The sequence below is a fragment of the Rugosimonospora africana genome (genome assembly GCF_016862975.1).
Classification (GTDB): Bacteria; Actinomycetota; Actinomycetes; order Mycobacteriales; family Micromonosporaceae; genus Rugosimonospora; species Rugosimonospora africana.
Map to the genome: position 1 here is coordinate 15,197 of NZ_BONZ01000122.1, position 13,102 is coordinate 28,298.

Annotated in this window: 9 protein-coding genes; 4 read left to right on the plus strand and 5 right to left on the minus strand. The window is 62.9% G+C overall.

The features are described 5' to 3' along the window. The 3 genes from Raf01_RS46930 to Raf01_RS46940 form a co-directional block, all read right to left on the minus strand. Positions 1–996 carry an ABC transporter substrate-binding protein gene (locus Raf01_RS46930; RefSeq protein ID WP_203924672.1) on the minus strand — a complete coding sequence of 332 codons (996 nt, stop codon included), beginning with the start codon at positions 994–996 and terminating at the stop codon, positions 1–3. Positions 997–1,566: 570 nt separating this feature from the next. After that, positions 1,567–2,043 (minus strand): GNAT family N-acetyltransferase, encoded by a 477-nt coding sequence (locus tag Raf01_RS46935; protein WP_203924673.1) that lies wholly within the window; start codon positions 2,041–2,043, stop codon positions 1,567–1,569. Continuing rightward, a complete protein-coding gene (locus tag Raf01_RS46940; RefSeq protein WP_239134542.1) occupies positions 2,033–5,176 on the minus strand; it encodes an orotidine 5'-phosphate decarboxylase / HUMPS family protein in 3,144 nt (1,047 codons plus the stop codon). The genes Raf01_RS46935 and Raf01_RS46940 overlap by 11 nt, the downstream gene beginning before the upstream one ends. Before the next feature lie 376 nt (positions 5,177–5,552). Between Raf01_RS46940 and Raf01_RS46945 the strand changes: the two genes are divergently transcribed. Then, positions 5,553–7,247 carry a P-loop ATPase, Sll1717 family gene (locus Raf01_RS46945; RefSeq protein WP_373319790.1) on the plus strand — a complete coding sequence of 565 codons (1,695 nt, stop codon included), beginning with the start codon at positions 5,553–5,555 and terminating at the stop codon, positions 7,245–7,247. Positions 7,248–7,304: 57 nt separating this feature from the next. Here Raf01_RS46945 and Raf01_RS46950 read toward each other — a convergent pair whose 3' ends face one another. Continuing rightward, positions 7,305–8,348 (minus strand): hypothetical protein, encoded by a 1,044-nt coding sequence (locus Raf01_RS46950; RefSeq protein ID WP_203924675.1) that lies wholly within the window; start codon positions 8,346–8,348, stop codon positions 7,305–7,307. 204 nt (positions 8,349–8,552) lie between these two features. Between Raf01_RS46950 and Raf01_RS46955 the strand changes: the two genes are divergently transcribed. Then, entirely contained in the window at positions 8,553–8,831 is a 279-nt protein-coding gene (locus tag Raf01_RS46955) for a hypothetical protein (RefSeq protein WP_203924676.1), read from the plus strand. Between the two features lie 88 nt (positions 8,832–8,919). After that, complete coding sequence (locus tag Raf01_RS46960; RefSeq protein WP_203924677.1) at positions 8,920–9,204, plus strand: hypothetical protein; 285 nt, start codon at positions 8,920–8,922, stop codon at positions 9,202–9,204. Positions 9,205–9,516: 312 nt separating this feature from the next. Here the strand turns inward: Raf01_RS46960 and Raf01_RS46965 are convergent, their stop codons facing one another. Beyond that, on the minus strand, positions 9,517–12,354 hold the full coding sequence (locus Raf01_RS46965; RefSeq protein ID WP_203924678.1) for a tetratricopeptide repeat protein: 2,838 nt from the start codon (positions 12,352–12,354) through the stop codon (positions 9,517–9,519). Between the two features lie 373 nt (positions 12,355–12,727). Here Raf01_RS46965 and Raf01_RS46970 point away from each other — a divergent pair. Further along, positions 12,728–13,102: hypothetical protein (locus Raf01_RS46970; RefSeq protein ID WP_203924679.1), on the plus strand; the 375-nt coding region annotated here is incomplete at its 3' end.

A 13,102-nucleotide genomic window follows, 5' to 3' on the forward strand; every position in this document is an offset into this window, starting at 1 on the left:
TCACACCGTCGCCATCATGTCGAAGTCCACCAGAGCGTCCGGGGTCAGCCCGGAGCCGATGGGTGGGACGCCGGTGGTCTCCATCAGCGCGATGCACTGCATCATCCGGGTCTCGTCGATCGCCCCCGTGCCGACGTACGGCTCCATCAGCGCCATGGTCTGCGTAGCAACGTCCAGGTCGACCGTCGTGCCGTGGTCCTTCAAGAACGCCCGCATATCCGCTGCGGCCTGGCTCGGGTTCTGCACCGCAAAGCTCACACCCTGCATCAAGGCGTGCGCGAACCGGCGCACCACGTCGGGGTTGCGGGCGGCGAGTTGCTTCGGCGTGATGATCAGCGTGCCGTACAAGTCAGTCAGGTACTTGGAGTACGGCAGCACCACCGGCTTCTTGCCGGACACCTTCTCCACCGACGGGGTGTCGATCAAGTAAGTGCCGATGCCAGACACTTTGTGCGCCGCCAGCATCGGGTTCAGCTGAGTGGTGTCCGCGACCTGGGTGATGTGGACCTTGCTCGCGTCGATCCTGGCCAGCCGCGCGTAGGCCGGGAACAGGGTCTGGGTCGCGGCGCCCTGCCCGGTCGCGATCGTCTTACCCACCAGATCCACAGGTTGGGTGACGCCGTCACCGTCCAAACTCATCACCGACAGCAGCGTCTGGTTCTGCACGGCGCAGATGGCCCGGTAGCTGCCTCCAGAGGGGAGATAGTTGCGGATCGCCGACGCGCAGTCGATGCCCACGAAGTGCGCCCTACCTGCCACCATCGTGTTGATGTTGGCCTGGCCCGGCTTACCCGGCTGGATCGTCACACCCAGACCCGCGGCATCGAAGAAGCCCTGCTTCAGCGCGACAGCGCCGTACAACTCCCGCGGCGTAAATCCGAACACCGTCAGGTAGGTCACCGGCGCCTTGCCAGTCCTCCGGACAGGCTTTGTTCCTTGGGCTCGGCTACACGCGGTGGTGATCGGCGCGACGGTTGCAGTCGCGGCCGCCGCCATCAGGATCTGCCGTCTAGAAGGCATGCCGGAATCTCCCCTCACAAGGGCATACGGATACGGCTTCGGAAGGGAACACGGCGCAGACGCTGCGGTATTGCATCGACCATCGCCCACGCCGTGTTCCAAGGACGGCAGAACGTCCAATCCCACAAGGCGGCGTCTGCCTTCTGACAGGTAGCCCGGCGGCTGGCAGTCTGCGATCCTCTTCGCCGACAACCGGGATTCCTGTCCCATTCCAACCACGTCTGGCTGGTACTTGCGATTCGCGGCGACCGCCACAGCAGGTGATGCTCAAGAACGGTTTGCTCATCATCTGCCGGCAGCGGCCACCGACGAACCATTGATGATGATCCTGCACCTCAGAGACGGTGCCAGGAATACGATGGCGTACTAGTCTCGTCCTAGTCTTGCGCTAGGCGGCTGCTGGGAATCAGGACGCTTCAGGTGAAGGATCCAACTCTCGGATCGACTCTTTCTGGAGACACGCTCGGGCCCTCCGCCGACCCGAATCCATCGTTAAGCGGAGCTGTGAACGTTGTGAGCTGGTTCCTGCTGCGGCGATGGCCCGCTCTACTTGAGTGCCAGCTCGTATACGGCACGGTGCTTGCCCGGGCCCTTGTAGTCGGAAATCACGGCTACTCCGTTGACCGTATGGTCGCCGGGCACGTTGACGAACCCGAGCGACAGCCAGGTCGCTTGTGCCGCAACGTTGTCGGGTTCTGAGGTGAGGTACAGGCGCCGGCATTCCCAGGTGGCCGCCTGCTGCCGCACCGAATCCAAGAGAATTCCTGCGATTCCCTTACGTCGGTGCTCGGGATGGGTGACCACGTCCTGGACGTAGATGTCGCTCGGGCGATCCTGGCTCCGGAACGCGATGACTACGCCGATGGGTCGGTCGCCTTCCACGGCGACGGGGCATGTTGAGGAGAACAGCTGGGCGTACAGCCAGTAGTCCGACGGAGTCCGCGCCCAGACGAAGGGTCCGCCGATGCCGATGAGGTGTTCGACGGCGGTGATGCGCGGCACCGTAAGCGGTTCAATGATCATTGCATCGTCCTGTTTGATAAGTTCGGATGTGGTCGATCAAGCGTGTGGCGGCGGCAGCCGGGACGACCGCGTCGGCGACGCTGCGGCCTACGACGAGAATGTCCCAGGTCGGGTCGGTGTAGACGCTGTCGTCGGCGATGCCGAAGCCGCCGGAGATGGCGACCGGCAGTCGAGTCCAGGAGCGCAAGGCGCGGGCCTGATCGAGGGGGTGCTGCCCGGCCACACCGAGGTCGATGTTGGTCGTGATAGCGAACCCGTCTACGCCGACGCGTTCCATGGCCTGCACCCAGGACTGTTCGGCGCGACGGGGTGGGACGTCGAGAACGAGCGGCAGGCCCAGCCGTGTACTCGCCTCGACTGCTGCGGATACGCTGGCGACGCTGGCGGGACCGATCAAGAGGACGATGTCAGCGCCAGCTTCGGCGGCAAGGATGACCTGGTCGCGTCCCCAGTCGGCGGACATCATCTCGGCAACGACAGCGATGCCGGGGACCGCCTGTTTCACACGCTCGATCGCGGCGACGCCAGCGCTCTTGATGAGAGGATCGCCGACCTCGATGAACTGTGCCCCAGCGGCGGCCGCCGCTGCGGCGACGGTCACCGCTTGATCGACGTCCCGTAGGTCGAGTGCCACCTGTACCGCCCGACTGTCACGCAGGCGCCTGAACATCTCCCGGCGTCCGCGAATATCGGGTTTTGGTGGCGCGGCTGGGTCCAGGGCGGCGGCTTCGTTGGCAACCAACGAGTTACTCGAGGCGCGGGCGAGAGCGATGAGTCTGCTGTGGACATGAGGCGGCGGCTGAAGCGATCCGGTGCGAATCTCCCGCACGAGACCAAACAGCGCCTTGTCGTAGGCCGGCGTGGGTGCGGTGCGGGGGACGCCGGCGACTATGAGTAGGCGTTCGAGCCAGGTACGCACGTGGGCGGGACACTCGCGCCAACTGCTCTCGGTGACGAGGATGGCGCGTAGCTGGTCGTCGAGGACTGGCGTGGTGAGGCTGGCAAGGCCTCGTATGAGCCGTTCCCGTACGTGCCAATTGTCATCGAGTGCCAGGTCACGGACTTGCGCGACACTCGCTTTCGCTAGTGTCCGACCGACCGCGTCCGCGGCAGCGGCGCGGACCTTATAGTCGCGGTCACGGATCAGTACGTCGAAAACGGCGTCCGCGGCGGGGTGCGGTGCCGGCTGTGCGTGGAGACCGTTGGCCAGGGCTGCGCGCACCCGCCAGTCAGGGTGCTCCACGAGGGTTTTCAGTTTTGCGGTGAGGTCGCCGTCATCGCCGAAGAAGACAGTCGCATGGCGTGCAAAGAACACGGCATCCGCCGCGTTGTTGAAATCGGCGGCTTCCAGCAGACCGAGCAGTGAGGATGCGGAGAGGCGCTGCTCGGCGTAGGCGACAACGTCGGGCCAGATCGCGGAGCCGAACTGCCGCAGGATCTCGACGAGCCACGGGGCGTGGCGGCCGGCGAGCGTCTCGGCGAGGCGAGAGGACTGTAGGAGCGCCTTGGCGAGGTTCGCTCCGCTGTCATGTAATGACCGGGATGCGCAGGAGCGCAGGACCTCGTCGGTGACGAACGCGGCGTCGTGACCGGCTACCTCGATCATCAGGGGCAGGGTCGCGGTGATGCCGATGGTCGGCGACAACGACACCGCGGTCAGCAGATCAGGGGCGGTCGAGTCGAGGCACTGGACGGCGAACTCCAGCACCCCCCGACTCGTAGCCGAGCAACCGGCCTGCGCGGCCAGTTCGTTGAATGCGGCGACGGTGCCAGAAGATCGGCCCTGTTCTTCGATGAGCTGCGCGACGCGGCTAGCGAGAAGGTATTCGCGGACCACATCGTGCGCGAACGTCATGGCTCCCGACGCGCTCGGTTGCAGCAGCGGCGGCCAGGGCTGCGCGAAAGACGGGGCCGGACTGTTCCCATCGCGCTTAGGCATCGTCCCGGGGACGAGTTGCCTGGGTAGCAAGTGGGGCAGCTCGGACTCAGCCAACGCCGTAAGCCGCATCATCAGCGCCTCGACGTTGCCGCCGGTGCTTGCCATGATCGATCGTACGCAGAAGTCAACGAGTCGGTAGGCGGTCGGCTCGCCGACCGCGCCGCAGTTACCGGCGGTCTTGAGTAGATGCATGTACAGCGGCAGTCGGGCGAGTTGCCGGACGCGGGCAGGGAGCTGGTTGAAGCTCGGATCCTCACTGACACAGCCGCGGTCCCAAACGGCACGTGCCTGGCTGACGCTCCACGCCCCAAGTTGTAGAGAACTCCCGGCGGCACTCGCCGACTGGCGCATGACAGTCGCCGACAGCACCGGATATGCCGAGAATTCCACTGCAGGAGGCGTGCGCACTACCAGGCAAAAGCGCAAGCGATCAGTCAGCACCTGACGCAACACCAGGTCCACCTGTTGGCATAATTCGTGAACTTGCTCCCCGGTCCTCGGGCCGTCGATAACGATGAGGAGAGGGCGACTGAGCGTGGAGCACTCCCGCTCGAGGGCCAGCAGTGGGTCGTCCCCGCCTTGGACTGAGGCATACCGCAAGATCTCCACGGCCAAGTCAAACGGGCGGGTGGCCCATCCGTCCGCGCTGTGGAGTTGGAAGTCGACCATGTCTGTCTGTTCAGCGAGGTGGTATGTCAGACGCGTCTTACCGCTGCCCGGAGGCCCCGTGATGACGTACACACGCGCTGGTGACGCCACGAATTCGGCGACAGTGTCCGCGGGATCGACGGGAGCCGCGTACCGCAGTGGGGAGTCGCGTAGGCCGGCGGTGGCGTGTAGCAGGACTTGGGTGCGACGCGCCGATGTGCGGCCGAGCGGGTCCGGAAGTCTTGCCGCAGGATTGCCGTCGTCGGGAGCGGGAGTGTCGTGGATTCCGACCAGCGCCGGCTGATCGTCGCTAAGTGCCCGGTCGAACCGCTCCTGCACGTCGTCGCCGCAACGCGCGAGGTCGAGGTCGAGGATCTGCTGGGTCTCGTACCGCAGCTGCGCGTCAACGCCACGCCGCTCCCAGTTCGACACCGACGCGGGAGTAAGACCGAGATGCGCAGCGAATTGTCGTACGCTCATCCGCTCTGCCATCCGCAACGCGCGCGCCTCACGGCCGGTCCATCGCCGCACGGTCGCCACCGGCACCGCCCCCAGGATCGTTGTGAAGATAGGTTAGGTGTGATTTGCACACTAGTGGCAGAGGGGCACGCTTACGAGCCGAAACTAGTACAGGACCAGGACGGAACTAGGACGCTGGCGACGACCGCGACCCGCGCACTTGTTGGAGATCGACCTTCCGAGCGAGGACGGAATCACAGTCCGGGCGAGGGTGTCCGAGTCTGTCCTCGGACACGCCAGCACGACGTCGTCGGCGAAGCCGATCCTCGAGCTGTCGTGACACCCTGGAGGGACGGCTCTACGACGTTGCACTTCACTGGTGACTGTTGACGTATCACAATGGTTGCTTACATGAGTGCCACTAATCGCCATTTGAGGACGAGGTCTAATGCCTGCAAAGAGCATGAAGTCATCGAGTCCATCGCGGAAGCATTCGCAGGGCAACTTCAACTTAGGGGGTGAGATCGCCGAAGCTGACGCGCTTCTGGACGACGCGTTCTACGACTCGGTGGTCTACCGATCAATTCTATCGCGATCTGATGACCGACGCTGTTTCATCATTGGTAGGACAGGAAGCGGGAAGTCGGCGACTCTTCGTCGGATAAAATCGGAAATGCCCGACCATGTCATAGAGATAAACCCGACGGACTTGTCGTTGCCGTATATCACCGACCTTGGTGTTGTCCGCTACCTTACGTCGCTTGATGTACATCTCGACTCTCTGTATAACGCCTTATGGAAGCACGTGCTACTGATCGAAATAATCAAGCATCGCTATAGGATCGATTCGCCAGATGCGAAGCAGCGCTTCCTCACATACATCATAGACAAGGTTAAGCGTGATTCGAAGAAGAAGGCCGCACTCGAATATCTTGAGGAGTTCGAGGGCAAGTTCTGGTGTGAGACGGACGAGCGAGTAAGGGATATTACCAACAAGTTCGAAAGCCAGTTCAAAGCGGCCGCTGGTGGCAAGCTTACCGCGGGTTCAGCAAGTGTCGAACTGACCAGTTCAGATCAAAGCAGCCTAGCAGGCGAGGAACGCATCGAGCTAATTCGTCGTTTCCAGAGGGTCGTCAATGAAACGCAGCTTCCGCGGCTGAACACGATGATGAACGTACTGAACGAGGATATCCTGGATTCACCGCAGAACTATACGTACGTGATCATCGACGACCTTGATAAGGATTGGGCGGATGATAAGGTCAAGAACGACCTTATCCGTAACCTATTTCAGGTTGTACTCGATCTGAAGCGTGTTGTGAATCTGAAGGTGGTCGTAGCACTTCGGACCAATATCTTCGAAGCGTTAGACTTCGGGCGAAGCGGCGGCCAGGGTGAAAAGTTCAGGGCTCTTACCATGAGGCTGCGGTGGACGGCTAAGGAGCTTGAGAATTTATTGGGAGAGCGTGCAAGGGTTCAGGCAGAGAGGCTTAGTCTAGGTCCCGTAACCAGCGTGACTCAACTGCTACCCAACGCAAATCAAACTCGCGGAAAGCCCATCGACTACATTCTTGACCGAACCCTCATGCGTCCGCGTGATGCCATCGCCTATCTGAATGCATGCTTCGCAGCAGCTGGGGGCAGCGCCCGGCTTACTTGGGAAGACATGAAGGGTGCGGAAAGTGCCTATTCCCGGAACCGGCTGTTGGCCCTTCGTGACGAGTGGGAGCCGACATACCCCGACATCGATCGCGTCCTCCAGCGTTTCAGGCAGGCTCCTAGCGCGATGACGGTATCGGCTGCGACGAAGTATCTCGATGACGCGATGGAATTGATCGCAGATTATAGGTTTCAAGGCGTGCAATGGCTAACTGAAGTGAGCGCCCCATTCTGGAATGGTGGCGCTAGCGATGATTGGGCCGATAGCTACCATCTACTCGTAAAACTACTGTACGACATCGGCTTCTTGGGTTTGCAGGGTCCACGTGATCGGGAAGCAACATTCGGTCAGGATGAGCCCGAATTTGCGGACAGTGCAACAAACATCAGAAACACCTCTCATTTCGTGATCCATCCTGCATTCCGACTTGCGCTCGATATTGCCGACACCCGCCCAGGAGAACGCCGTTCTCCCTCCCGGCCGCGAGCAGGTAGCTAACACGAACGTGCATCCGCCGGCCGCCTGCGCTGCAAACCCGCCGGTACGCACCGAAGCCTAGAAAGGTGGCTCCCCTTTCGCGGGCGGGGGCTTCACGGCCAATTTGCCGGCAGAGAAGAGCAGTTTCGCAACAGAGAATGCGCGGTCGAACGAGTCTTCGTCTATCCAGGTCTTTTCGGTCATGTGTTGGGACCAGCGCGGTTCATTGATCCGCGCGATCGGGATCGCGTAATCGAACCGACCTTTGCGACTAGCCCCAATGAGATGCGTTGAAGTAATTACCCATTGAGGCGGGCAATATTCCACCACGCTCGTGAGGGGCTCGAACATTCCGGTTGTTGCGGACTTGTAGGCAATTTGAAGGAGTTGACCCAAATCCGCGAATATGTGAGTCGGATCGAACAGGTCGTCGCCAGGATACTGGCCCGCCCCGACGAGTGATTCAACAAAGCGCACTAGAAGGTCCTCTGCGGCTTCTTCGTGCGTCCAGGCTACCTCGCCACGGTACCAGCCATCCGCCTGCTCTATCTGCAGAATGAGGTCGCCTCTCGAATCGGGCGCTTCTTCCCCTGAAAAGTAATCAACCTCTGGTGCTCTGAAACGGACGTACACGCTAGTTTCCTGTAGCCGTATGCGACATCCGGAATGCGGAATCAGATTTAGGTGATTCGCACGGATTAGCGCTCTCGATAAAACGTCGTGAGATGGTGTCTGGTCCACGGCCGCGAAGAGTTCCTGATCATCAATGCGGCTCGATGCAAGACGACTTGATACCACCTGCGAGAGTTCGTCGCGCGTGCGGCGTATCTCGGCCTGAGCTTGCGAAACTTCTTCGGATAATGACGCAATCTCTTCCGCAGTCGCCTCTTGGCGCCTCTCGATCTTCTCTTGTGCCGCTTCGACATCATCGAATCTCTGTTCAATGTGGCGGCCAAATAGTAAGAGGGGGGCGAAGAGGAACAGGGAAGTACCGCCGTTTACCAATACCCCAGACCACCAAGCGCTCTGCTCGGAAAGCCATGACCAAAAGAGGATCAACAAGCCGGCGCCCACCGACAAACTGGCTGTCAACCAACGATTACGGACGGCCCAGCGAAGCACCCGGCAGCTCCCTATGTAAGGCAAACGTCTCTTATCGTAGGACGGTCAGGCAAGTCTCCACACCAGTGTCATTGGCCGCCGGACGAGGCTCTTCTGCTTGTGTAGTCCCATCTGATGCTTTACGTTTCCGTCCCACCACCTGCTTGACAGACGATCTAGGTTTCGTTGGGGGGCTTCGTTCGTCTGACGCCAGGGGATCACGACATGAGCAGACCGAAAGCATCTGATGGCGGCACGGGACGAGACCGACTGCCGCCGGCCGAGCTGGTCGCGGAGGCGGCACGGCACCCAAGCGGCTCGGTCGCCGAAATCGACCGCACGCTGATCGCTGATCCCAACGGCTACATCCCGGGCGAGGCCGTTCGAGGCGTGTGGAAGGTCGACGCTAACGGCTGCCTCACGGGTGAGATCACGCCCAACCCCGAGGCACGGGCCTCCCCAGGACGACTTCACCAAGCTGAGCAACAGCAATCACTGGCTTGACCGGCTCGGCGACGATCCGGGCGCGACGATCCGAAAATCCGTCGCCGAGATCGTCGACGAGCAGGTGCCTGGTGCGACCGTCAGATGGATGAAGATCACGGACGAGCCGAAGTATCTCACCAGTGGACGACGTACCCCTGACGACCCGAACAAGCTGATCGTCACTCGCGCCGCTCTAGCGGCAGCCTTCGCCATCGGGGTCGACGCACCATCTCGCAACTACGAGATCCTTTGGGGCACATACAGCATCGCGGTTGTGGGGCTCGACCACGCCGAGGCTCGCAACCAGGTCTGGTTCGACCTCTGGACGGTGCTTGACCAAGCCGAGCAACACCTCCGTGCACGCATCATGGAGGTCCAGCTACCGGGCTGACCATGTTCATCCGCAATTTCGGCTGATCTTGTCAAGCATCTTCTGGGACGCCGTGCAAAGCATCAGCCGCGACCGGACACGACGCTTTTCTGCTTTTCTGCTTTTCTGCTGAACTGCCGAATAGTTCTCTCTCGGATCCAGGCGCCGCGCTCGCGCGGCGCAGCGGCGCACTCGTCGGCACGCTGCTGGCGGCGCTGGGACGCCGGCATCGCGCGCCACGGCGCGCCGCACCCTCACGACTCGGTCTCAGAGCGCCTCCGGCGAGGGTGCTCCAGCTTCGCGATGGCAGCGGGTTGGTCGTGCGTAGGGTTGTCACAGTTCCAATCGAGCACGGAGCGCGATGGCAGCTTCAAAATTGTTCAGTCCATGGTGTATGTACGCAAGCATTTCTATGGCTGCGCGTAACTGTTCAGTGAACGCTCCTGGATGCTTTCTCTCCAACTCCTCGAAGTACCCAAGCCCTTCGGAGCATGATGCCAATGCCAGTTCCATCGGGCCGTCAACTAGTAGGCACACCGATCCCGCCCCGCACAGTGTCTTGGCCAGGCCGGGTAGGTGGGCGACCCGGTCACGGGCGGCCAGCTTTCGGCGCAGGGCCACCGCTTCCTCGCTGGTGGTCAGCGCCTCCTCCCGTCGCCCTGACCCCGCCAAGCTAATCGCGTGGTTGTTCAGTGTCCCGGCCAGGTCGGGTAGGTGAGCGTCCCGATTGTCGGCGGCTAGTTTCCGGTAAAGTGCCACGGCTTCCTCGCTGGTGGCCAGCGCCTCATCCTGGCGTCTCACGGCCGCGAGCTGGTTGGCGTAGTTGCTCACCGACATAGCCAGGTCGGGTAGGTGAGCGTCCCGATTGTCGGCGGCTAGTTCCCGGTAAAGTGCCACGGCTTCCTCGCTGGTGGTCAGCGCCTCATCCAGCCGCCCCACGGCTCCTAAATACAGTGCATGGTTGCTCACTGACATGGCCAACTCGGGTAGCTGGGCGTTCCGGTTGCGGGCCGCCAACTTTCGCTGCAGGGCCACGGCTTCCTCGCTGGTGGTCAGCGCCTCATCCCGCCGCCCTACGTAAGCCAAGCAGTTGGCGTAGTTGTTCAGCGACTTAGTCAGGCTGGGTAGGTGAGCGTCTGGATTGTCGGCGGCTAGTTCCCGGTAGAGTGCGACGGTCTCCTTGTTGGTTGTCAGCGCCTCAGCCCGCAGCTCTGCCTCTGCCAAGCAGTTGGCGTAGTTGCCCAGTGACATGGCCAGGTCGGATAGGTACGCGTCCCGATCGCCGGCGGCCAATTCTCGCCATAGTGCCAGGGCTTCGTCGCTGGCGCTCAGCGCTTCGTCCCGCCGCCCTGCTTCCGCCAAGCGGATCGCGTAGTTGTTCAGCGACCCGGCTAGGTCAGGTAGGTGAGCGTTCGGGTTGTCTGCGGCCAACTCCCGATAGACCGCCAGGGCTTCTCCGCTGATCGTCAGCGCCTCGCGTCGGCGCCCTACGGCTGCGAGCCGGTTGGCGTAGTTGTTCAGCGACGAGGCCAGGTCGGCTAGATGGTCGGCCCGGTTGCCGGCAACCAACTCCTGGCGCACGGATACGGCTTCCTTGCTCGCGCTCAGCGCTTCGTCCCGCCGCCCTGCCTCCGCCAAGCGCAGCGCGTGCGAGTTCAGCCACAGGCCCCGATCGCTCGCTGACGCCGTGGTACTCCCGGCCATAACTATGCGGCTGGTCAGCGCCAACGCCACCGAGTGCAGTTCCATCGAAGGGAAGGGCACCTGCTGTGCGAGGCGTCGCAGCTCCTTCGGATCGATGTTGGCCGTGGAAAAGAATGCGGCGAGCCTCCCAGGCAACAGGCTCGGGAACTGCCGGGCGACCCGAATCGCCGCGCTCCCGATCACTGACGGATCGGCGACCAACGCCGCATCGATCAGGGTTGTGGCGGCAGGCTGCCACGCAGCAGCGCGACCCAGCACCGTCAACGTCTGTACCGCCTGCCCCTCTGCAAGCCCAACAAACGCCGCGATGCGCTGTGCCTCAGTCCATTCCATGAGGACCGCCACCGCCAAGTGCTCGGCCAGCAGGTCCGGTTGAAGGGTCCCCAGCCTTTCCGGTCTGCCGGACGGTGCCGGGTACAACTCCCGCAACCAGTGCATCCACTCGTCGACGGACGTCTCATCCGCACCAGCCAACGCCGGTACCCGGCGCACTACCCCGGCCATCTCCCCGTCATCGCCGGCACCCACCAGCGCCGCGATGCCGACCAGGTCTCGCAGTACAGTGTCCGCCCGATGAGCGGGGCCCGGCGGGGTTAACCCGGCTCGCCGCGCGCAGCCGCGCCAGTACCGCCGTTCATGCCCCAACACCTCGTCCAGCACGTCATGCCGACCGTCATCACTACGAGGCCCGCCCAGCAACGCCACCAACGCCTCGGCATGCAGCCGCAGCAACGGTGTATCCGCCGGATACGGCACCCCGCTAAGAGCCGTCGGCACCCGCCGATGCAGGAACGCTGCGAATTCCTCAACCGCGTCCGCCACGACCTGTTCCGGCCGCCGATCATCCGCTCGCGCGCCCAGCTGGATGACGTGGCGCTCCACCGTCAGGCTGTCCATCAACGCGGCCTGCTGCGGATACGCCCCCGACAACGACGACCACCACGGCCCCACCGACCGCGCCACCAACAGCACCCGCACCCGTCCCACATTTGCCGGGCAGCGGGCTGCGGCGCACAACAGCGTCGCCAACCCCACCGGCTCCCGAGTCTCCGCGTAATCCACCACCACCAACAGCAACTTCGGCGTCTCCCCACCGGCGATCCGAGATGCGACCAGCGTCTCCTGGCCAGCCGCCACCGGCCACACCTGCCACCCGTCTAACCTCGCCGCGAACTGCCGCGCCAACCGGGTCTTACCCATCCCCGCCCCAGCACATATCAGCCGCACCACTCCCGCGTCCGGGTCCTGACACCACAGATCCAACTGTGCCAATTCCCAACCCCGGCCGAAAAACCGCACTACTCCAACATCCGGATGCAACAACCACACCGCCGACCTCGGCAAATCCGCCACCAACGACTCACGCAGAGCCCGCACCTGCCGATCCGCCGCCAGCCCCCGCGACCGCACCCAATCCATGACCGACGGCGCGAACGCCCCCGCCACCGCCGCCACGCCCGCAATCAACCACCCCCACCTCCGCCCACCCGCCACCTGCGACCAGACTGTCAACCACCCCACACCACCGACCAGGGCGCCAACGATCATCCACCGCCACACCCACCGTCGCCCCTTCACATCGGCAATCTACTTTTCGCCACCAATACCCACAGCACGTCAATTGGCGCGTCCCTGCCAACCATCCAGTCACGTCCCACAGTCAGCCGGACCATCCGCGGGCCAGTAACCGATGCCGCCAGCGGTCGCGAACGGGCACCGGAGGTCACCAACACACACGCCGCGACCTGGCCAATCAGGCGTACCACCCCGATGATCGGCGTCTTCCAAACTGATGCTCTGCGGACCCCTGAGCTGACTTTGCCGCTTGTAGGCTGCGCCCGTGGCCTATGACCTGATGTTCGTTCGCCGCCGTCCAGATCAGACCTGGGAGGACGTGATGGAGGAGGTCGAGGAGCAGGATGGCCTAAGCCAGAGCCCGGACCCCGATGTGTGGCAGCGTGTGGTGGAGCGCGCGAGGCAGCTGGCATCCGGGGTGCATCCCGGGGTGCCGTTTCTGGCACCGCCGTTCTCACTTTCCATGTTCCCGGCCCCCGCGGACGTACTCGAAAGGAATCGCGACGCACACTGTCATCGGCTAGTTCAGGATGCCCGGAGCCGCTGGGGCTGGTCACCGACCGTGACCTGCGGCGACCTGTTGCACGCGCCCGGTCGGCGGCATAGCGGAAATCCGCCTCAGTCGATCGGTCCGGCAGGG